This is a genomic window from Micromonospora sp. CNB394, from assembly GCF_000374985.1.
In the GTDB taxonomy this organism is placed as follows: domain Bacteria; phylum Actinomycetota; class Actinomycetes; order Mycobacteriales; family Micromonosporaceae; genus Micromonospora; species Micromonospora marina.
The window spans coordinates 168762-188736 of sequence record NZ_KB895828.1 but is presented as its reverse complement, the minus strand read 5'-3'; the positions used below and the strand labels follow the sequence as shown (position 1 = coordinate 188736).

Below are 19975 nucleotides of genomic sequence, written 5' to 3'. Positions count from 1 at the left end.
GCCGTTCATCGGCGGAATCGACGAACGGCATGGTTGATTGAAAGCGGCACCCTCGCCAAGGGCGGGCCCGCCGGGATTGAAGACCTATCAGGCGTTGAAAAGACTGCCAGATGATTTCTCGCGAACGCCGGTCGAGGCGAACAGCTCGCACGATTCGCACGATTCGTTGAAAGAGCCCAAATCGTGGTCGATGCGGAATCTTGCCTCGGCGAGCAGCGGAAACAGCCACCCCAAGCCCAGAAGTAGGCAGCGGGCGACCGTGCCGAAAAGCGCCATCAGCGCTGAAGTTCGGAAGTTTTCAGCCCGTCATCGTCATTCGCGCATCCCCCGTTGATATCACTGGTTGCCATCGGTCAACCGTTGTGTCGGGAGACAAGCTATCGAGCCGACAAGTCTCAGGTCAATAACTATTACAAACAGCTAGTATTAAAGGTTCAAATCGCCCGGAAATGCACAGTTTGATGGCGCTACGTGATGGCGATCGGCTTGATCAAGTGGAGCGGTCACCGAGCTGGCGTCGAGCCCACGGTGAAGCCCGGCGGTGGCCGACCTGGGCCGCGTCCGCCGGGCTTCTTCCAGTAGCCGGGTAGCGAGCCTCCGTCAGTCCGGTCGCCGGGCCACCACCGCCAGCGCCATGCCGAAGAATCTCAGCGGCGACCGCTCGATCGCGTCGGTCACCGGGCGGATCCGCTGCCCGAAACCGGACCGGTCAAACGGCGGCATGATGTAGTCCACCGCCACCGTCTCCAACCCCGCCCGGCGAAGCTGCCCCGACAAACCACGAGCGGTGAAGGAACGCGCGTCAGCCAACCGCCGATGCAGCGGGACGATCCACGGCAGGAACGGGCCCCGCGCCGGCCGGTACCGCTTGCCGCGGATCAGGAAACCGTGCGTCTCGAACGGGAACCACCGGTGGGGAGTGGTCAACGCGAACCGGCCACCCGGCACCAGCACCCGGTGCACCTGCCGCAATGCGGCATCGAGATCATCGATGTGCTCCACCACCTCGATGGCGGTGACCAGGTCGAAACTCTCATCCGGATAGTCCAGTTCGGTGGCGGACAACTCCCGCACGTTGATCTTCTGCGCCGCCGCCGGGTCCTCGGCCAGCCGCTCCCGGAACAGCTCTAATCGGTCCTGCTGGATGTCGACCGCCTCGATCTGCTCGAATGCGTCTACCAGCCGCATCGTGTACGTGCCGTCCCCACAGCCGATCTCCAGCAGTCGCCGACCGCTGAGCGATGTGTATCGGCCGAGCGTTCCCAGTCTCTTCGCTACCCCTCGCTCGCCGAAAGCGCTGCCATGTCCCAGTCCCAGTTGCCGCGTGGCTTCAGTCATGGTCGCCGACTCTATCCACATCGGTCGTTGCGGTGGGGGCAGGATTGCAAGCCCTGCGCAGCGCAACCCTGGCTCGGGGTCGCCGAGACTCAGCGACCTTCCGCCCGTCGCCTCATGGTGCTGCAGGCGTACCTGCCGCCTGAGTAACCGAGGACCGCCCGATGGCCGGTACGTTCCCCGCGCGCGCCATCCAGGAAATCGATGCACTTGCATCTTGACGAAGTGGTGACGGCGTGAGTAGCGTCTCAGCAATCAATTTGGAAAGTTTCCTAACTATTGGAGGGACGCCGTATGAAGAGATCGCTCCGCCGGGCCCTGTGGGCCACCGGCGCCGTGGTCGCGCTCGCGGTCGCCGCGGTGCCCGTGACCACCGCGTCGGCCGCCGGCAGCGTCACCGCCACGTTCGCCAAGGTGCAGGACTGGGGGACCGGCCACGAGGGGCGGGTGACCGTCACCAACGGCACCAGCTCCACCGTCAACGGCTGGCGCATCGAGTTCACGCTGCCCTCCGGCACCTCGATCAGCAGCTCCTGGGACGCCGACATCACCCGCAGCGGTGACCGCTACGTGGCGGTCAACAAGAGCTGGGCCGCGACGCTCGCCCCCGGTGCCAGCTTCAGCTGGGGCTACAACGGCACCGGCGCGTACAAGGCGCCGGTGAGCTGCACGATCAACGGCGGCACCTGCACCGGCGGCGGCACGCCGACGACCACCGCGCCGACCACGACCCCGCCGACCACCACGCCGCCCACCACCACGCCGCCGACGACCACGCCGCCGACCACGCAGCCGCCCACCACGCCGCCGCCCGGCGGCAAGAAGATCGTCGGCTACTTCGCCGAGTGGGGCGTCTACGGCCGCAACTACCACGTCAAGAACATCCACACCAGCGGCTCGGCCGCGAAGCTGACCCACATCCTGTACGCCTTCGGCAACACCACCGGCGGCCGGTGCAGCATCGGGGACAGCTACGCCGACTACGAGAAGGCGTACACCGCCGCGGACAGCGTCGACGGCGTCGCCGACACCTGGGACCAGCCGCTGCGCGGCAGCTTCAACCAGCTGCGCAAGCTGAAGAAGATGTACCCGAACCTCAAGGTGCTGTGGTCCTTCGGCGGCTGGACCTGGTCCGGCGGCTTCACCCAGGCCGCGCAGAACCCGGCCGCGTTCGCCGACTCCTGCTACTCCCTGGTCAAGGACCCGCGCTGGGCGGACGTCTTCGACGGCATCGACATCGACTGGGAGTACCCGAACGCCTGCGGTCTCCAGTGCGACAACAGCGGCCCGAACGCGTTCAAGAACGTGATCTCGGCGCTGCGGAGCAAGTTCGGCGGAAGCTTCCTGGTCACCGCGGCGATCACCGCCGACGGCAGCAACGGCGGCAAGATCGACGCCACCGACTACGCCGGCGCCGCGAACAACCTCAACTGGCTGATGCCGATGACGTACGACTACTTCGGCGCCTTCAACGCCCAGGGACCGACCGCGCCGCACTCGCCGCTCTACTCGTACCCGGGTATCCCGCAGCAGGGCTTCTGGTCGGACGCGGCGATCCAGAAGCTGAAGTCCAAGGGCGTGCCGTCCAGCAAGCTGCTGCTCGGCGTCGGGTTCTACGGACGCGGCTGGACCGGGGTGACCCAGTCCGCACCCGGCGGCAGCGCCACCGGCGCGGCACCGGGCACCTACGAGGCCGGCATCGAGGACTACAAGGTGCTCAAGAACAGCTGCCCGGCCACCGGCACCGTCGGCGGCACGGCGTACGCCAAGTGCGGCAGCAACTGGTGGAGCTACGACACCCCGTCGACCATCGGCGGGAAGATGAGCTACGCCAACAGCCAGGGCCTCGGTGGCGCGTTCTTCTGGGAGCTCTCCGGTGACACCAGCAACGGTGAGCTGATCGGCGCCATCAAGGGCGGTCTCGGCTGAGCCGAGGGCCGACGCACCACCCACCCGGCGGGGAGGGGCCGCACCGGCCCCTCCCCGCCCGCGTGCCGTCCTGGCCGCGCGCGCCGATCCGGGTCAGGATGGGGAGTCACCCGGCCGCTCGGGCCGGGTGTGGCACACTCGCCACTCGACGAGTCCACGCGACGGGAGGACAGATGGGTCGCAGCCACCGGGGCCGGTTCGCCGGGCTCGCCCTCCTCGCGTTCCTACCGGCGGCCCTGGCCGCCTGCGGCTCGGGCGGCCAGGACGGCGGAGACACCCCGCCCAGCGGGAAGGCACCGGCCGAGGAGGCGGCGGCCAAGAGCCGGGAACGCGTGCAGGCGTACCTGGACGCGCTCACCGCCCGCGACGCCGCCGCCGGCCGCAGCCAGCTCTGCGCGCCCATGCACGCCGCCTTCGACTCCGCCGCCACCGGTCCGAACGGCGACTTCGCCGACCACTTCACGGTGCCGCAGGCGACCATCACCGAGGTCCGCTCCGGCCCGAACGGCCAGGAGGTCAGCGCCTCGATCACGGTTGCCGCCGGCTCGCGCAAGGCCGTCCGGCCGCTGCTGTTCACCGTCACCCGGAGCGGCGCGGACTGGTGCATCTCCGGCGAGGCGCCCGGCGACGGGTCGGTCGATCCGGACGTCAGCCCTTCGGGGCCGCCGCCCACAGCCTCGGCGGTGCCCTCCCAGTGACCGGAACCATCCCCCTCGGCCGCGAGTGATCGCGACGGTCGCCGTACGCTTTCCTCCATGCGCCATGAGTGGCATCAGCTGAGTCACCCCGCCGTGGGCAGCCCTGGTCTACAGACCAGCCGCCCGACCGCCGACTCCGCCGAGGACGCTGCCCTCGGTCTCGACCGCTGGCGGGAGCTGCCGCGCGCGCAGACCCCACCCTGGGACGACCCGGCCCAGGTGGCCGAGGTCTGCCGGGTGCTGGACACGGTGCCCTCGGTGGTCGCGCCCTACGAGGTCGACCAGTTGCGGCAGCGGCTCGCGCTGGTCTGCGAGGGCAAGGCGTTCCTGCTCCAGGGCGGCGACTGCGCGGAGACCTTCGCCGACAACACCGAGAGCCACCTGCTCGCCAACGCCCGCACGCTGCTCCAGATGGCCATCGTGCTCACCTACGGCGCGTCGCTGCCGGTGGTCAAGGTCGCCCGGGTCGCCGGCCAGTACACCAAGCCCCGGTCCCTGCCGACCGACGCCCGGGGCCTGCCCGCCTACCGCGGCGACATGATCAATTCCCTGGAGGCCACGCCGGAGGCGCGGGTCGCCGACCCGCAGCGCATGATCCGGGCGTACGCCAACTCGGCCGCCGCGATGAACATGCTCCGGGCGTACCTGGCCGGCGGGCTGGCCGACCTGCACGCCGTGCACGACTGGAACAAGGACTTCGTCCGGCGGTCCCCGGCCGGCGAGCGCTACGAGGCGATCGCCCGCGAGATCGACCGGGCGCTCGCCTTCATCCGGGCCTGCGGGATGACCGACGACGAGGCGCTGCGCACCGTCACGCTGCACTGCTCGCACGAGGCGCTCGCGCTGGAGTACGACCGGGCGCTGACCCGGATCTCCAACGGCAAGGCGTACGGCCTGTCCGGGCACTTCCTCTGGATCGGTGAGCGGACCCGGCAGATCGACGGCGCGCACATCGACTTCATCTCCCGCATCGCCAACCCGATCGGCGTCAAGCTCGGCCCGACGACCACGCCGGACGAGGCGATCGAACTCTGCGAGAAGCTCAACCCGGACAACATCCCGGGTCGGCTCACGCTGATCAGCCGGATGGGCAACCACCGGGTCCGCGACGCGCTGCCGCCGATCGTCGCCAAGGTCACCGCCGCCGGGGCGAAGGTCGTGTGGCAGTGCGACCCGATGCACGGCAACACGCACGAGTCCTCGAACGGCTACAAGACCCGGCACTTCGACCGGATCGTCGACGAGGTGCTCGGCTACTTCGAGGTGCACCGCGGCCTGGACACCCACCCGGGTGGCCTGCACGTCGAGCTGACCGGCGAGGACGTCACCGAGTGCCTCGGCGGCGCCCAGGGCATCGAGGACCTCGACCTGCCCGACCGGTACGAGACCGCCTGCGACCCCCGGCTGAACACCCAGCAGTCGCTGGAGTTGGCGTTCCTGGTGGCGGAGATGCTCCGTGGCTGACGCGAGGAGTGAGCTTGCGAGCCCCGCAGTCGGCAGCCGGAGGGGGCACAGTGGGTGAGGTCATCGATCTGCGGACGGACACCGTGACCCGGCCGACGCCGGGGATGCGGGAGGCGATGGCCGTCGCCGAGGTGGGCGACGACGTCTACGGCGAGGATCCGACGGTCACCGCGCTGGAGGCCGAGGTGGCCGCGCTGTTCGGTCACGAGGCGGCACTGTTCGCCCCGAGCGGCTCGATGGCCAACCAGATCGCGCTCCAGTTGCACGTGCCGGCCGGGGACGAGCTGCTCTGCGACGCCGACGCGCACGTGGTCACGTACGAGGTCGGTGCCGCCGCCGCGTACGGCGGGATCTCCTCGCGGACGTGGCCCGCGGTGGGCGCGGATCTGGACCCCGACGTGGTCGCCGGGATGATCCGGCCGGACGGCTACTTCGCGGTGCCCACCCGGGCGATCGCGGTGGAGCAGACCCACAACCGGGGCGGCGGCGGGGTGATCCCGCTGCCGACGCTGCGCCGGATGCGCGAGGTCGCCGACGAGCACGGGGTGGCGCTGCACTGCGACGGCGCGCGGATCTGGCACGCGCACGTCGCCGACGGGGTGCCGCTTGCCGGGTACGGCGTGCTGTTCGACACGCTGTCGGTCTGCCTCTCCAAGGGTCTCGGCGCGCCGGTCGGCTCGCTGATCGTGGGCAGCGCGGAGAAGATCGCCCGGGCGCGGTTCCTGCGCAAGCGGATGGGCGGCGGCATGCGGCAGGTCGGCGTCCTCGCCGCCGCGGGCCGGTACGCGCTGGCGCACCACGTCGGGCGGCTCGCCGACGACCACGTGAAGGCGGCCCGGCTGGCCGAGGCGGTCGCCCCGCACGGGGTGCTCGCGTCGGTGGTGCGGACCAACATCGTGCCGCTGGACCTGACCAAGCACCCGCTGGACGCGCACGCGCTGGCGGCGGCGGCGCGGGCGGAAGGGCTGTTGATCTCGGTGCTCGGCCCGCGTACCGCCCGGCTGGTCACCCACCTGGACGTCACCGACGCGCAGATCGACCGCGCCGCCACCATCCTGGACACCGCCCTGCGCGCCTGACCATGTCGGCGGTGATCAAGGAGTTCGTGTCCGAATCCGCGCCGTGGCGGGACACGAACTCCTTGATCACCGGAGTCATGCGGGGGAGGGGAGCGAACCCCGTCAGGGGTGGAGGCGCTTCAGGGTGGCGATGTCGGCGGCGTGGCCGATGTGCTTCTCCGTGGGGGTCTCCACCAGCACTGGCACCCCGGCGGTCGCCGGGTGGCGCATCAGCTCGGCGAACGCCGGCTCGCCGATGGTGCCCTTGCCGATGTTCTCGTGCCGGTCCCGGGTGGAGCCGCACAGGTCCTTCGAGTCGTTCGCGTGCACCAGCCGCAACCGGTCCGCGCCCACCGTGGCGACGAGCGTGTCGAGCGTGGCGGTCATGCCGCCCTCGGCGGCCAGGTCGTGACCGGCAGCCCAGGCATGACAGGTGTCGAAGCAGACCCCGAGCATCGGGTGCCGGTCGACCGCGTCCAGGTAGGGACCGAGGTGCTCGACCCGGGACGCCAGTGACCGGCCGCCCCCGGCGCTCGGCTCGACCAGCAGCATCGGCCCGCCGGTGGCGGCGATCTCGTCGAGCAGCGGGAGCAGCGCCTCGCGGACCTGCCGCAGGGCCGCCTCGGCGTGACCGGAGTCGACCGCGCTGCCGGCGTGGAACACCACGCCCTCGGCGCCGATCGCCCGGCCCCGCCGCAGCGCGTGCGCCAGCGTCTCCGCCGACCGGGTCACCGTCGCCGGGGTGGGGGAGCCGAGGTTGACCAGCAGCGACGCGTGGATGAACACGGGCAGTCCGCGCTCACCGCACCCGTCGCGGAACAACGCGTCCTGCGCCGGGTCGCCGGCCGGCAGCGCCCAGCCGCGCGAGTTCGACACGTAGACCTGCACCACCTCGGACTCGGCCGCGTCCGCGTACGGGAGGGCCGCCCGGCCCAGGCCACCGGAGGTGGGGGTGTGCGACCCCACCCGCCGGCGTCCGTCACCTGCGCTCACAGGCATGTCACAGTGACAGTCGTACCCGGCGGCACCGGCGTGTTCTCGGCCGGGTTCTGCAGCCGGACGACGCCGTTCGGCCTGAGCTGGACGTTGACCGGGAAGCCCTGGCTCTCCAGCATCTGCTTGGCCTGCTGGCAGGGCATGTCGATCACCCGGGGGACGGCCACCTGCGGCGGGCCCTTGCTGATCTCCAGCTTGACCTGGGCGCCCTTCTCCACACCGGTGCCGTCGGCCGGGCTCTGGCCGAGGATCTCGTCCTTCGGCTTGTCGGAGTCCTTGACGTTCTCCACCGGCTTCAGCCCGAGCTGCGCGAGGATGGTCCGCGCCTCGGCGAGGCTCTTGCCGACCAGGTCGGGCACCGTCACCGGCGCGCGACCCTTGCTGAGGATCACCGTCACCTTGGCCCCGGGCTTGACCTCGGTGCCCACCTTCGGATCGGTGGCAAGCACCACGCCCGTGGGCAGCGTGTCGTCGTACCGGGAGGAGCCCTTGGCCACGACCAGGTTGACGCCCTCCAGCTCGGCCTGGGCCAGCGCGTAGTCCTTGCCCACCACGTCCGGCACCGGAAGCCGCTCCGGACCGAGCGACAGGGTCAGCGTGATCGTGCCGCCCTTGACGATCCGCGCGGCCGAGCCCGGGGACTGCCCGAGCACGGTGTCCTTGGGGACCTGCTCGTCGTGGCGCCCAGTGGCGTACTTCAGTGTGAAGCCGCCGCGCTGCGCCTGCGCCTCCGCGTCGGCCTTGGTCAGGCTCACCATCTGCGGCGCGACCGTGTAGCGGCCCACGCCGAACCACCAGCCACCCACCGCGGCGACCAGGCCGAGCACCACGACCGCCGCGGCGACGGCCAGCCGTCCGCGCGGCGAGCCCATGATCCGGGTACGCAGGGCGGCGAACCCGGTGCCCGGATCGTCCTCCTCCACGGCGCGGCGCCGGTGCGGACGCTGCGCGGCGCCGCTGTCGGGCAGCCGGGCCCACGCGGGGCGCTCGACCGGCTGGAGCGCGGCCACCATCTGGGTCGGCTGGCTCAGGATCGCCGTGTCGTCGCTGAGCTGCGGCAGCACGGTGGTGTGCGCGTGCGGGTGGCCCAGCTGCTCGCGGGCGGCCTGCACCTCGCTCAGCAGCGCCGCGGCGTCGGCCGGGCGGCCGGCCGGATCGCGCCGGGTGGCCCGGGCGACGAGCGCGTCGAGAGCCGGCGGCAGCGCCGGCACCAGCGTCGACGGGGCCGGTACGTCCCGGTCGACGTGCTGCCATGCGACCTCCACCGGACGGTCGCCGTCGTAGGGCACCCGGCCGGTGAGCATCTCGAACAGCACGATGCCGGCCGAGTAGACGTCGGTGCGCGGGTCCGCGTGGCCCTGGGTGACCAGTTCCGGCGCCACGTACGCCACGGTCGCCATGAGCTGGTTGCCGTTCTCGTCCTCGGCGCTGGCCTCGACGGCCCGGGCCAGCCCGAAGTCGGCCACCTTGACGACGCTGTCGACCAGGTTGCGGCTGCCGCCGGTGGGCACCTCGGCGACGAGCACGTTCTCCGGCTTGACGTCGCGGTGCACCAGGCCCGCCCGGTGCGCGGCGGCGAGCGCGGCGAGCATCTGCTCGGTGATCGCGAGTGCCTCGTCCGGGTTCAGCCGGCGGCGCTCGGCGAGCACGTCGCGCAGCGTGCGACCGCGGACGTACTCCATCACCAGGTACGGCAGGCCGGCGTGGATGCCCTGGTCGTAGACCGCCACCACGTTCGGGTGGGTGAGCCGGGCGATCGTCTTCGCCTCGTCGGTGAAGCGCGCGACGAAGCCGGCCATCCGGGCCCTGGCCTGCGGCGCCTGGGTCGGGTGAATGATCTTGACCGCCACGGTGCGCTCCAGGCGCTCGTCGGTGGCGGTGTACACGGTCGCCATGCCGCCCCGGGCGACGCGCCCGCGAATGCGGTAGCGCCCCTCGATCAGCGAGCCCAGCAACGTGTCGGCGACCTGTGTGTCCATCGGCAGGCAGTCTATGTGTCGGAAGGGTGAACGTAGAACAGGATGCTACCGCCGGGTTCGGACACGGGTGGACCGGCGCGCTGCGGGGGTGCCGTGCACCGGTCCCGGCGGGCACGTGGCAGGGTGGTCGGGTGACCGATTCCGTACCCGCCGAGACCGGCCCCGACCTGGCCGGACCGGCCGACCCGGCCGGCTGGCTGACGCTGCCCGACGTGGCCGAGCGCCTGGACCTGTCGATCAGTAAGGTGCACCAGATGATCCGCGACCGCGAGCTGCTCGCGGTGCGCCGCGACGGCGTCCGCCGGATCCCGGCCGACCTGGTGGCCAACCGCACCGTGCTCAAGCACCTGCCCGGCGTGCTCAACCTGCTCGCCGACGCCGGGTACGACGACGAGGAGGCGCTGCGCTGGCTCTACCGGGAGGACCCATCTCTTCCCGGCACCCCCGCCGTAGCCCTCGGCGGCGACCTGGCCCGAGAGGTCAAACGCCGAGCCCAGGCCGTAGCCTTCTAGCCCCTTCTGCCTCCGTTCTCGTCGATCATGAAGTTGGCGGCGAAGTCGATCTCCGAAAGTGCCGCCAGCCTCATGATCGACTCCCCTGTGGCAAGGGTCAGGCGGGACGGCGGGTGGCGGCGATGGCCAGGTCGACCAGGGCCTGGCGGGCCTCGGTGTCCAGGTCGACAGCGGTGAGCGCGGCCAGAGCGCTCTCGGTGAGCGCGGTGATGTGCCGCTCGGCCCGCTCCAGCGCGCCGCTCGTGCTGATCAGCTCACGCAGCCGGTCCACCCCGGCCGCGTCCAGGTCCGGTACGCCGAGCCCGGCCAGCAGCGCCTCCCGGCCGGCCGGGTCGAGCGTCTCCAGAGCGGCCGCCACGAGGTATGTACGCTTGCCCTCGCGCAGGTCGTCGCCGGCCGGTTTGCCGGTGCGCTCCGGGTCGCCGAACACCCCCAGCACGTCGTCGCGGAGCTGGAACGCCTCACCCAGCGGCAGCCCGTACGCCGAGTACGCGGCATGCACCTCGGGCGGCGCGCCGGCCAGCGCGGCGCCCAGCAGCAGCGGGCGCTCGACCGTGTACTTCGCCGACTTGTACCGGGCCACCTTCGCGGCCCGGTCCAGCGAGGCGTCCCCGGTGGCCTGGGTCAGCACGTCCAGGTACTGCCCGACGGTCACCTCGGTGCGCATCTCGTCGAAGACCGGCCGGGCCCGGGCCACCGTGGCCGGCGGCAGGCCGGAGGAGTGCAGCAGCTCGTCGGACCAGACCAGGCACAGGTCGCCCAGCAGGATCGCCGCCGCGTCGCCGAAGGCGTCCGCGTCGCCGCCCCAGCCGGCCGTACGGTGCCGGGCGGCGAACCGCCTGTGCATCGCCGGCTCGCCGCGCCGGGTGTCCGACCGGTCCATCAGGTCGTCGTGGATCAGCGCACTGGCCTGCACGAACTCCAGTGCGGCCAGGGTGGCGACGACCTGGTCGGAGTCGATCCCGCCGGCGCCCCGGTAACCCCAGTAGCCGAACGCCGGGCGTAGCCGCTTGCCGCCGCCCAGCACGAACGCCTCGACCGCCTCCGCGACGGGCAGCAGGCCGTCGTCGACGGCGGTCAGCCAGCCGCGCTGGCCGGCGAGGAACTCGGTGAGCGCCTTGTCGATCCGCTGACGCAGGCCGGCACGGTCGACGGGGGATACGGGAGCAGCGTGGGTCACGCCACGACGCTAGCGGTTCACACCCGTTCCCGCCGTGCCCGGCGTCCCGGCGTGCCTCGTGGCTCACCCGCGCGGACGGTCGCGCCGGTGGCGGGGCGCGCGCCGGATGGCAGGTACGGGCGGGCCGCGGTGAGCGCTCGCGCGTACCCCTGGGTCGCCGGACCGGGCGGCGCGTGCGCCAGGCCGCGGCGGAACGCGGTGAGCTGGCCGACGGCCCGGGGGGAACCGGACCGGACCGCGTCGAGCAGCGCCTCCCCGGCCACCGCGCACGCCTCGGGCACCGCGCCCAGGCCCAGGTGGGCGCGGGCCAGCCAGCCGCCGTACACGGCCGACCGGCGCGGGCGGCCCCGCGCGCCCACCACCGGCGTCAGCAGCGGCACGGCGGCGGCCGGACGGCCCAGCGCCACGAGCGTGCGCCCGGTCATCGCCGCCAGTTCGGCCGTGTCGAGCCAGTAGAGCCAGGGCGGCTCCCGGCCGGGCTCCGGCGTGCCGGCCCGATCGGCACCGGCCAGCGCCTGCCCGGCGGCACGGGGACGCCCGGCGAGCGCGGCGGCGAGCGCCACCCGGTGCAGCAGCAGCGCGCGCAGACCGGGCGAGGCGGTGGCGCGGCCGCCCGCGTACCCGATCCGGGCCAGGACCAGCGCGCCGGCCGGGTCGCCGGCGCCGGCCAGCAGGTGACTGGCCGACGCGAGCACGTACCCGGCCAACGGCGGCTGCCCGGCGGCCACCGCCGCGCGCAGCGCCAGCCGGTACGCGTCCAGGCTCCCGCCGAGGTCGCCCGTGTCGGCGGCCAGCCACCCGGCGAGCTGCGCCGACTCGGCGAGCGCGGGCAGCATCGCGCGCCGGCCGGCGGGCCCGGCGCGCCGGTAGCCGCGGACCGCCCGCCGCAGCCCGCGGGCACCGTGCCCGGCGAGGTCGCCACCGCCGAGCAGGTCGTCCCAGCGCCGCAGCGTGGCGAGCGTCACCCCGTCCACCGGGCGGTCACGACCGGCACCGGCGGGATCGTCCGGGCCGCGCGGGACGTCGAGCCACAGCGACTCGTCCGCGACGGGCGAGCGCTCGGCGTCCCGTCCCGGCGGGCCGGGCAGCGGCGGTGCGGCGGGAAACGGGCCGACCGGCGTGCGGCCGCCCGGGTCGGCCACCCAGCGGTACGCGAGCGTGAGCAGCGCCAGCCGGGCCCGGGATCCGGCCGGGCCGACCGCCGCGGGCACCACGCCCAGCCGGCGGCTGCGGGCGGCGGCCCCGGCCAGCAACTCGCCCGGCACCCCCAGGACCGTTGCCAGCCAGGCGGACCAGAAGTCGCCGGGGAGCCGCAGCTGGCGTTCCCAGCGGGACACCTCGTTGCGCGTCAGCGTGGGCACGCCGGAGGCGGCGCACAGCTCGGCGGCCATCCGCTGCTGGCTCCAGCCACGGGCGGCCCGCAACTGCGCCAGCAGCGGCCCGAGCAGGCACGGGCCCGGTGGCGGGGACGGGATCATCGGAACCTCCGGGGTGACGGCGCGGATGGCGACGCGGACGCCCGGCCAGGTGGTGGCGCCGGCGCGTCGCCGTCGTGGCGACCCCCGCGCGGGCCCCCGGGACGGCCGTCGGCCGCCCCACCGCGCTGCCGTCTTTCTACCCCCGGGGTACGACGTCGCGGCGGGGCAGGTGTTCGCGGGCTGGGAAGATTCCCGGTGCGGCGTGCCGTCCCGGTTACAGTCGGGCCGTGGCGCTCGGTCTTCCCTCGGTCCTTCCCAATCCCCAGCCGGCCATCGGGGAGCTGATCCGTGACGGCCGTCCCACGTTCTCCTTCGAGTTTTTCCCGCCGAAGACCCAGGCCGGGGAGAAGCTGCTCTGGCAGGCCATCCGCGAGCTGGAGTCGCTGCGCCCGTCGTTCGTGTCGATCACCTACGGCGCGGGCGGCTCGACCCGCGACACCACAGTCGCGGTGACCGAGCGGATCGCCACCGAGACGACGCTGCTGCCGATGGCGCACCTCACCGCGGTGAACCACTCGGTGGCCGAGCTGCGGCACGTGATCGGCCGGCTGGCCTCGGTCGGCGTGCGCAACGTGCTGGCCGTGCGGGGTGACCCGCCGGGTGATCCGGGCGGCGAGTGGATCGCCCACCCCGAGGGCGTCCGGTACGCCGAGGACCTGGTCCGGCTGGTCCGCGACAGCGGCGACTTCAGAGTCGGCGTGGCCGCGTTCCCGTACAAGCACCCGCGCTCGCCGGACGTGGACAGCGACACCGCGTACTTCGTCCGCAAGTGCCGGGCCGGCGCGGAGTTCGCGATCACCCAGATGTTCTTCGACGCCGACGACTACCTGCGCCTGCGCGACCGGGTGGCCGCCGCCGGCTGCGACACGCCGATCCTGGCCGGGGTGATGCCGGTGACCCAGATCGGCACCATCGAACGCTCGGTGCAGCTGTCCGGCGCGCCGTTCCCGCCGGCGCTGGCGCAGCGGTTCGAGCGGGTGGCCGACGACCCGGAGGCGGTCCGCCGCCTGGGCGTGGAGCAGGCGAGCGAGATGTGCGAGAAGCTGCTCGACGAGGGCGTGCCGGGAATCCACTTCATCACGCTCAACCGGTCCACGGCGACCCGGGAGGTGTGGCAGCGGCTGCGCGCCTCCGCCCGGGTGTGACCACCCGCCACACGACACCCGCGCCGTGCTTCTACGGTTGAGCCGTGGTGGGCACACAGCTGAACTGGGACCAGTACGCGACCGCGTGGGCGCGGCTGCACGGCGGCTTCGATCCGCGTACCGCCGCGCCGGTGGTGCGTGCCTGGCTGCGCTTCGCGTACCACGTGGGCTATGTGCTGGGCCGGCTGCGCGTCGGTCCGACCCCGGTGACCGTGTTCGGGGTGCTGCTCTGCTTCTGCGTACCCCTGTTCGTGGAGCGGCCCGGCGACGGGCCGTTCCTCGGCGCGTTGTTCGTGCTGCTGGCGGCGGTGGCCGACAGTGTCGACGGCGCGGTGGCGGTGGCGACCGGCCGCACCACCCGGCTGGGCTACGTGTACGACTCGGTCGCCGACCGGCTCGGCGAGGTGGCCTGGCTGATCGCGTTCTGGCTGCTCGGCGCGCCGGGCGCGCTGGTCGCGGCGGCCGGCGGCCTGTCCTGGCTGCACGAGTACGTGCGGGCGCGCGCGGTCTCGGCCGGGATGCGCGAGATCGGCGCGGTGACCGTGGGGGAGCGGCCCACCCGGGTCTGCGTCGCGCTGGTCGGGCTGCTGGTCGCCGGGCTCACCGGCCTGATCGACGCCGACCTGACCGCCGGCACGATCACCATGGCCACCACGGTCTGGGTGCTGCTCGCCGGGTTCGGCCTCGGTCAGTTGCTCTCCGCCGTCCGCCGCGCGCTGGTCGACGCCGACTGACCGCCGCGCGCCCGCGCAGCGGCCGCGCGGCGGTCAGCGTGGCGTTAAGAAGGGGCCCTTCCTCTACCGGAGGCGTTAACAGGGGGCCCCTCCTTACACCTCACCAGGCCGGGCCGACCGCCTCGGCGACGATCTCCGCGGACAGCGTGACCATGGGCAGGCCGCCGCCCGGATGGCTGGAGCCGCCGACCAGCCACAGCCCGGCCGCCGGCCCCCGGTTGGCCGGGCGCAGCAGCCCGCCCGCGGTGCCGTAGATCGCCCCGCCCGGCGCGCCGGTGGCCGCGTCCAGGTCGGCCGGGGTGCGGATCTCCCGGAACACCAGCCGGTCCCGCACGTCGGCCCCGCGCTCGGCCAGCACGTCGAGGATCCGGTCCGCGTACGCCTCGGCCAGGCCGGGCCGCCGCCAGTCCACGGCGCTCGCGGCGGTGCCGTGCCGGGGCGCGTTGACCAGCACGAACCACGCCTCGTGGCCGTCCGGGCGGACCGCCGGGTCGTCGGCGGCGGTGACGAACACCGTCGGGTCGGGCGCCGGGCGGGCCCGCACCCCGCGACCCGGGGCACCGAACACGGCGTCGAACTCGGCGTCGTAGTCGCGGGGGAAGAAGACGTTGTGGTGGGCCAGCCCCGAGTCGCCGCGTACGCCCAGCAGCAGCACGAACCCGGCCAGGCTGCGGTCGGTGAGCGCGGCCAGCCGGCGCGGGTCGGGCAGCAGGTTCCGGTAGACGGTGAGCGCGTCCACGTTCGCCACCACCACGTCGGCCGGCACCGGCGCGGCCGTCCCCGCCACGCGTACCCCGTGCACCCGCCCGCCCGCGGCGTCGATCCGGGTGACTGTCGCGCCGGTGCGCACCACCACGCCCAGGTCCAGGCAGCGCGACAGCAGCGCGTCGGCGAGCGTGCCCAGCCCGCCGCGCAGGTACCAGCCGCCGTACGCCAGCTCGGCGTAGGGGACGGCGACGAGCGCGGCCGGGGCGCGGCGCGGGTCGGCGCCGGTGTACGTGGCGTACCGGTCCAGCAGCATCCGCAGCCGCGGGTCGGACAGGTGGCGGCGGCCCAGCCCGCGCAGACTGCGGCCGGGACCGATGGCGGCCAGGTCACCCAGCCGCCAGGCCAGCGCGGCCAGGTCACGGGGCGAGTCGACGGTACGGCGCAGGATGTCCCGGTGCGAGGCCGCCCACACCCGGCCGGCGCGCCGCCACAACCCCCGCCAGTCGGCGGCGGACCGGTCGCCGAACGCGGCGCCGATCCGGGCGGCGAACTCGTCCGGGTCGGCGCAGGAGTCGAGCGTGGGGCCACCGCCGGGGAAGACGTGCCGCACGATCGGGTCCAGCGGGACCAGGTCGAGGTATTCGTCGAGCTTCGCCCCGGTCGCCTCGAACAGGTCGTGGAAGACCTGCGGCAGCGTGAACAGGCTCGGTCCGGTGTCGAAGTGCCACACCCCCTCCGGGGTGTGGTGGGCGTACCGGCCGAGCTTGCCCCCGACCGTGCCGGCCCGTTCGAGGACGGTGACCTCGTGCCCGGTGACCGCGAGCCGGGCGGCGGCGGCGAGCCCGCCCACCCCGGCGCCGATGACCACGATGCGCGCCATGGCGTGCCCCTCCTAGGTGACCGGGCGACCCCGCCAGGTGAGCCGGTGTCGCTTCCGCAGATGGTACGACCGGACGGTCAGCCAACCGAGGACCACGACCGACACGGGGTGGCCCAGCGCGTCGGGCCACGCCCGTCCGCCGGTGGCGCGGGCACTCACCACCCGCCCGGCGACGCCGGCCAGGTAGGCCAGGAACGCCACAGCGGCCACCGCCGGCGTGCCCGCGAGCAGCGCCCCGAGAGCCAGCAGCGGCGGCGCGACGTACAACGCGAACAGCAACGCCAGCACGGCGGCCGCGGCGGTGGGATGCCCGAACGTCGCCCACAGCGACTTGGTGTAGCCGTCGCGCAGCTGCGGCCAGGTGTCGTACATCCGGCAGGACGCCAGCCGGGATCCGTCGGCCAGCGCGATCCGCCCGCCGGCCCGCTTCACCGCCCGGGCCAGCTCGATGTCCTCCAGCACCTTGTCGGCCACCGCCGCGTGCCCGCCGGCCCGCAGGTAGCCGGCCCGGTCCACGACCAGGAACTGCCCGCCCGCGGCGGCCAGCGACGGCCGCCGCGAGCGTTCCATCGCGCGCAGCGGCAGGAACGTCAGCCACAACCACTGCAACAACGGCTGCACCAGCCGGTCGGCCGCCGTCCGCACCACGATCCGGGGGTACGGCGACAGCAGCGCCGCGTCGGCCGCGCGCAACTCGGCCACCGCCGCCGCGACCGCGTCCGGGGTGAGCACCACGTCGGCGTCGACGAAGGCCAGCACCACCGGTTCCGGGCCGGTCCGGGTGGCGAGCTGCCAGCAGGCGTGCGGTTTGCCCAGCCAGCCGGGCGGCGGGGCGACCCCGGTGAGCAGCGTGACCCGGGGATCGTCGCCGGTCACCGCGCGGACCACGTCGGCGGTGCCGTCGGTCGAGCCGTCGTCGAGCACCACGATCCGCAGGTCCGGCACGCCGCGCTGGGCCAGCAGCGCGCGCAGGCACGGGGTGACCCGCTCGGCCTCGTCGCGCAGCGGCAGCAGCACCGCCACCGGCTCGGTCACCTCGGCCGGGCCGGCAGTGGGGCGGCGCAGCCAGGCGTACGCGTTTACCAACGTGTGACCGGTGAGCGCGGCGACCGCCACCGCCAGCGTGAGGGCGGCGATCATGCCGGGGCGTCGACGCGCGGCGCCGGCTCCGGCGTACCGGCCCGGTCCTGACGGGCCCGCCACAGCGTCACCGCCAGCGGCACCGCCGCCACCGCCATCCCGGCCGCGCCCCACAGCGCCGACGCCGGCAGCCGCAGGAACACCGCGTGCGCCAGCACGCTGGAGGCGTACGTCCAGAGGTAGAGCGCGAACATCGGGGCGTCCCGGCCGTCGACCCGGTCCACCGACGGCCCGGCGAGCGGGCGCAGCGCGACGGCGAGCAGCACCGCGAAGCCCAGCCAGCCGAGGTAGTTGCTGACCGGGATGCCTGGCAGCCCGGGCAGTGCCGGGGTGGCGTCGAGCCAGGTCCAGTAGCCCTCGGCCACCATCTGCGGGTCGAGGAACAGGTCCCAGGCGGCCAGCCCGACCGCCGAGAGCGCGATCCGCGCGACCCGGGAGCGGACCAGCCGGACCGCGGTGAGCCAGGCCGGCCAGGCCATCCAGGTCCAGGCGAGCGGGATGATCAGCGGCACCCCGGCCAGCTTCGGGCCCAGCTCGCCGGAGTAGTCGTAGCTGCCGAACGGGAACCCGGTGGCCACGCCGATCGCCTCCACCGCGAACCCGCCGCCGGTGACGACCGCGACCAGCGCGACGGCGGTACGGACGCCACGGGTGAGCAGCGCGTGGCCGACCGAGAGCAGCCAGCCGAGCACCACGGTGGCCACGGTGAGCCCGGCCCGGGTCGCGCCGCCGGTGAGCGGGTAGCAGATCTGGGCGAGCACCAGCACGGCCAGCAACGCCCAGGGCAGCCGGCCGCTCACTGTGCCGCTTTTCGTTCGCGACTGCGGGGCTCGCAAACCCGGCTCACTCCTCGCGCTCACTGTGCGACGTCCGGCGGGGGGAGCGGCAGGTCCCGGCCGAGCACGCCGAACGGCCGCTCGTCGCCGGGGAAGTGGAAGTGGCGCAGGACGTCGACGAAGCCGAACCGGCGGTACAGCCGCCAGGCCCGGGACTTCTCCTCGTCGGCCTCCGGGGTGGACAGCAGCGTGGTGTCACCCTCGGCCACGGCGAGCAGCGCGCGTAACTGGCGGGCGCCCAGGCCGTGCCCCTGCGCGGGCGGGCGGACGTGCAGCTCGACCACCTCGAACGGGTGGGTCAGCCAGCGCTGCCGGGCCGGCGCGTTCAGCGCCCGGTGCACCTGGTCGTGCCACCACTGCCCGGTGGCGCCCTGGTAGCCGTACCCGAAACCGGCCAGGTGTCCCTCGCGGGTCAGGCTGGCGATGGCGCGGAAGCCGGGCCGGCGGACGTGGGTGGCGATGTAGCCGCGACGGGCCTCCAGCAGGTCGGCCCGGTAGCCCATCGCCTCGCCGTAGACGGCCACCACGTCGTCCAGCCGCCGGACCAGGTCGTCCGGTGTCCACCGCACCAGCCTCATGCGTACCCTCTCGATGTTTCCGGGTCGCCCTCGGCGGCCCAGCCGAGCACCGTGCGGTCGCCGACCACGTCGCCCACCGCGAACCGCGCGAACAGTTCCTCCGCGTACCAGCCCTCGGTGGGGGTACGGGTGATCGCGGCGCGGTGCTCCGGGGAACGGTACGCGAACGCGACCAGGTCCGCCGGGTCGCGCCACACGCTCACCGTGCCCTGCCAGCCCAGCGGCGCCTCGCCGACGCCGAACCGGGCGAGCAGCCCGGGCGCGGCGTGCAGTTCGGCGGCGACCGGTGGGATCGCGCGCCAGAACGTGGCCGCGCGGCGGGCCCGCAGCCGGGCCCGGGTCAGCGCCAGCACCGGCCCGGTGACCCGTCCGCCGGACGGCGCGCCGAACGGCTCCCGGCCGGACCACCGGCCGCGGCTGGTCAGCGGACGCAGGTCCACCCGTACCGCGGCGCGGGCGATCCGGGCCCAGGAGCGGGCGACCGGGGAGGTGTCGAAGCCGGCCGCGTCGGCGGGGGAGCCCCAGACCACGAGCGCGGCCCACCGGGTCAGGTCGGCGTCGCCGGGGCCGAAGCCGGTGCCGGTCCCGGTGCCGAGCAGCTTGGCGAAGCGCACGCCGGGCAGGCGGCGCAGCCGCGCCGGGTGGGTGGCCATCCGGGTCAGCACACCGGGTACGGCCCGGCGGGGCACACGCCACACGTGCAGCGTGACGAGTCCGGGGTTCACGCCACCTCGGCCGGGGCGCCGGTGGTGATCCGCAGCAGTTCCGCGTACGTGGTGGGGAACACCGCCCGGGGCACGCCACCGGCCGCCCACACCTCGTCGTACCCGGCCAGGGCGGTGTCGACGACGGTCCGCAGCGGCGCGGGGTGGCCGACCGGGGCGACGCCGCCGATCACCTGCCCGGTGTGCCGTTTGACGAACTCCGGGGTGGCCCGGCGCAGGTGGGTCACGCCCAGCGTGGCGGCGAGCCCGACGGTGTCCACCCGGTGCGCGCCGGAGGTGAGTACCAGCAGCGGCGCGTCGTCCGCGTCGAAGACCAGCGAGTTGGCGATGGCGCCGACGGCGACGCCGAGCGCCCCGGCCGCCGCGGCCGCGGTGTGCACCGCCTCGGGGAGCAGTCGGACGAGGCTGGCCTCGCCCGATCCGTTCCGCGCGCCCGCGTCGTCGAGCGCGCGCTGCACCGCCTGCACATTCGGGTGTGGCTGCATGCACCCATTCTTCCCCCACCCCGGTACGACCCCGCCGGGGGCCGTCGCCCTCCCGTGTGTCCCCGGCGCGTCACACGTTGCGTTTTCGTCGGTGGGGAGGTGTACTGTCAGGGTA

19 protein-coding genes are annotated in these 19975 nt (G+C 73.9%); 7 read left to right on the top strand and 12 right to left on the bottom strand.

What is annotated here, in order from left to right; all coding sequences use genetic code 11:
* Window positions 1-87: 87 nt before the first annotated feature.
* Together C569_RS0108135 and C569_RS0108130 are read right to left on the bottom strand one after the other, a co-directional pair.
* A complete protein-coding gene (locus tag C569_RS0108135) occupies window positions 88-276 on the bottom strand; it encodes a hypothetical protein (protein ID WP_018785300.1) in 189 nt (62 codons plus the stop codon).
* 324 nt (window positions 277-600) lie between these two features.
* Entirely contained in the window at window positions 601-1359 is a 759-nt protein-coding gene (locus C569_RS0108130; RefSeq protein WP_231394741.1) for a class I SAM-dependent methyltransferase, read from the bottom strand.
* Window positions 1360-1629: 270 nt separating this feature from the next.
* Here C569_RS0108130 and C569_RS0108125 point away from each other — a divergent pair, with 270 nt between their 5' ends.
* The 4 genes from C569_RS0108125 (at window position 1630) to C569_RS0108110 (ending at window position 6505) form a co-directional block, all read left to right on the top strand.
* A complete protein-coding gene (locus tag C569_RS0108125) occupies window positions 1630-3264 on the top strand; it encodes a glycosyl hydrolase family 18 protein (RefSeq protein ID WP_018785298.1) in 1635 nt (544 codons plus the stop codon).
* 173 nt (window positions 3265-3437) lie between these two features.
* Window positions 3438-3962: a hypothetical protein gene (locus tag C569_RS0108120; protein WP_018785297.1), complete on the top strand. Its 525-nt coding sequence runs from the start codon at window positions 3438-3440 to the stop codon at window positions 3960-3962.
* Between the two features lie 57 nt (window positions 3963-4019).
* On the top strand, window positions 4020-5426 hold the full coding sequence (locus C569_RS0108115) for a class II 3-deoxy-7-phosphoheptulonate synthase (protein ID WP_018785296.1): 1407 nt from the start codon (window positions 4020-4022) through the stop codon (window positions 5424-5426).
* A gap of 104 nt (window positions 5427-5530) precedes the next feature.
* A complete protein-coding gene (locus tag C569_RS0108110; protein WP_051090460.1) occupies window positions 5531-6505 on the top strand; it encodes a low specificity L-threonine aldolase in 975 nt (324 codons plus the stop codon).
* A gap of 102 nt (window positions 6506-6607) precedes the next feature.
* On the opposite strand, the gene C569_RS0108105 is transcribed toward C569_RS0108110, so the two are convergent.
* Both C569_RS0108105 and pknB read right to left on the bottom strand, forming a co-directional pair.
* Window positions 6608-7483: a deoxyribonuclease IV gene (locus C569_RS0108105; RefSeq protein ID WP_026267851.1), complete on the bottom strand. Its 876-nt coding sequence runs from the start codon at window positions 7481-7483 to the stop codon at window positions 6608-6610.
* Window positions 7474-9459: a Stk1 family PASTA domain-containing Ser/Thr kinase gene (gene pknB / locus C569_RS0108100; protein ID WP_018785293.1), complete on the bottom strand. Its 1986-nt coding sequence runs from the start codon at window positions 9457-9459 to the stop codon at window positions 7474-7476. Before pknB ends, C569_RS0108105 begins: the two co-directional genes overlap by 10 nt.
* A gap of 131 nt (window positions 9460-9590) precedes the next feature.
* Here pknB and C569_RS0108095 point away from each other — a divergent pair, with 131 nt between their 5' ends.
* Window positions 9591-9971 (top strand): Rv2175c family DNA-binding protein, encoded by a 381-nt coding sequence (locus C569_RS0108095; RefSeq protein WP_018785292.1) that lies wholly within the window; start codon window positions 9591-9593, stop codon window positions 9969-9971.
* Window positions 9972-10068: 97 nt separating this feature from the next.
* On the opposite strand, the gene C569_RS0108090 is transcribed toward C569_RS0108095, so the two are convergent.
* Both C569_RS0108090 and C569_RS29920 read right to left on the bottom strand, forming a co-directional pair.
* The gene (locus C569_RS0108090; RefSeq protein ID WP_018785291.1) at window positions 10069-11151 is read right to left on the bottom strand and encodes a polyprenyl synthetase family protein; all 1083 of its coding nucleotides are present in this window, start codon (window positions 11149-11151) and stop codon (window positions 10069-10071) included.
* Between the two features lie 17 nt (window positions 11152-11168).
* Entirely contained in the window at window positions 11169-12629 is a 1461-nt protein-coding gene (locus tag C569_RS29920; RefSeq protein ID WP_231394740.1) for a helix-turn-helix transcriptional regulator, read from the bottom strand.
* A gap of 227 nt (window positions 12630-12856) precedes the next feature.
* On the opposite strand from C569_RS29920, the gene metF reads away from it, so the two are divergent.
* Window positions 12857-13774: a methylenetetrahydrofolate reductase [NAD(P)H] gene (metF, locus tag C569_RS0108080; protein WP_018785290.1), complete on the top strand. Its 918-nt coding sequence runs from the start codon at window positions 12857-12859 to the stop codon at window positions 13772-13774.
* Between the two features lie 44 nt (window positions 13775-13818).
* Window positions 13819-14508 (top strand): CDP-alcohol phosphatidyltransferase family protein, encoded by a 690-nt coding sequence (locus C569_RS0108075; protein ID WP_018785289.1) that lies wholly within the window; start codon window positions 13819-13821, stop codon window positions 14506-14508.
* A 100-nt stretch (window positions 14509-14608) separates the two neighbouring features.
* Here the strand turns inward: C569_RS0108075 and C569_RS0108070 are convergent, their stop codons facing one another.
* Genes C569_RS0108070 through C569_RS0108045 form a run of 6 tightly spaced genes read right to left on the bottom strand, consistent with a single transcriptional unit; the run spans window position 14609 to window position 19860 of the window.
* Complete coding sequence (locus tag C569_RS0108070) at window positions 14609-16096, bottom strand: NAD(P)/FAD-dependent oxidoreductase (RefSeq protein WP_018785288.1); 1488 nt, start codon at window positions 16094-16096, stop codon at window positions 14609-14611.
* Between the two features lie 12 nt (window positions 16097-16108).
* Window positions 16109-17236 (bottom strand): glycosyltransferase family 2 protein, encoded by a 1128-nt coding sequence (locus tag C569_RS0108065; protein ID WP_026267850.1) that lies wholly within the window; start codon window positions 17234-17236, stop codon window positions 16109-16111.
* Window positions 17233-18036, bottom strand: a complete 804-nt coding sequence (locus C569_RS0108060; protein WP_018785286.1) for a carotenoid biosynthesis protein — start codon at window positions 18034-18036, stop codon at window positions 17233-17235. Before C569_RS0108060 ends, C569_RS0108065 begins: the two co-directional genes overlap by 4 nt.
* 56 nt (window positions 18037-18092) lie before the next feature.
* Window positions 18093-18650: a GNAT family N-acetyltransferase gene (locus C569_RS0108055; protein WP_018785285.1), complete on the bottom strand. Its 558-nt coding sequence runs from the start codon at window positions 18648-18650 to the stop codon at window positions 18093-18095.
* A complete protein-coding gene (locus C569_RS0108050; protein ID WP_018785284.1) occupies window positions 18647-19375 on the bottom strand; it encodes a monooxygenase in 729 nt (242 codons plus the stop codon). Before C569_RS0108050 ends, C569_RS0108055 begins: the two co-directional genes overlap by 4 nt.
* The gene (locus C569_RS0108045; RefSeq protein ID WP_026267849.1) at window positions 19372-19860 is read right to left on the bottom strand and encodes a YbaK/EbsC family protein; all 489 of its coding nucleotides are present in this window, start codon (window positions 19858-19860) and stop codon (window positions 19372-19374) included. The genes C569_RS0108050 and C569_RS0108045 overlap by 4 nt, the downstream gene beginning before the upstream one ends.
* Between the last annotated feature and the right edge of the window lie 115 nt (window positions 19861-19975).

Excerpts from the sequence above, each read along its gene's own strand:
- C569_RS0108135 (WP_018785300.1), bottom strand. The coding sequence starts at position 276 with ATGGCGCTTTTCGGCACGGTCGCCCGCTGCCTACTTCTGGGCTTGGGG.
- C569_RS0108130 (WP_231394741.1), bottom strand. The coding sequence starts at position 1,359 with ATGTGGATAGAGTCGGCGACCATGACTGAAGCCACGCGGCAACTGGGA.
- C569_RS0108125 (WP_018785298.1), top strand. The coding sequence starts at position 1,630 with ATGAAGAGATCGCTCCGCCGGGCCCTGTGGGCCACCGGCGCCGTGGTC.
- C569_RS0108120 (WP_018785297.1), top strand. The coding sequence starts at position 3,438 with ATGGGTCGCAGCCACCGGGGCCGGTTCGCCGGGCTCGCCCTCCTCGCG.
- C569_RS0108115 (WP_018785296.1), top strand. The coding sequence starts at position 4,020 with ATGCGCCATGAGTGGCATCAGCTGAGTCACCCCGCCGTGGGCAGCCCT.
- C569_RS0108110 (WP_051090460.1), top strand. The coding sequence starts at position 5,531 with ATGCGGGAGGCGATGGCCGTCGCCGAGGTGGGCGACGACGTCTACGGC.
- C569_RS0108105 (WP_026267851.1), bottom strand. The coding sequence starts at position 7,483 with ATGCCTGTGAGCGCAGGTGACGGACGCCGGCGGGTGGGGTCGCACACC.
- pknB (WP_018785293.1), bottom strand. The coding sequence starts at position 9,459 with ATGGACACACAGGTCGCCGACACGTTGCTGGGCTCGCTGATCGAGGGG.
- C569_RS29920 (WP_231394740.1), bottom strand. The coding sequence starts at position 12,629 with ATGATCCCGTCCCCGCCACCGGGCCCGTGCCTGCTCGGGCCGCTGCTG.
- C569_RS0108070 (WP_018785288.1), bottom strand. The coding sequence starts at position 16,096 with ATGGCGCGCATCGTGGTCATCGGCGCCGGGGTGGGCGGGCTCGCCGCC.
- C569_RS0108065 (WP_026267850.1), bottom strand. The coding sequence starts at position 17,236 with ATGATCGCCGCCCTCACGCTGGCGGTGGCGGTCGCCGCGCTCACCGGT.
- C569_RS0108055 (WP_018785285.1), bottom strand. The coding sequence starts at position 18,650 with ATGAGGCTGGTGCGGTGGACACCGGACGACCTGGTCCGGCGGCTGGAC.
- C569_RS0108045 (WP_026267849.1), bottom strand. The coding sequence starts at position 19,860 with ATGCAGCCACACCCGAATGTGCAGGCGGTGCAGCGCGCGCTCGACGAC.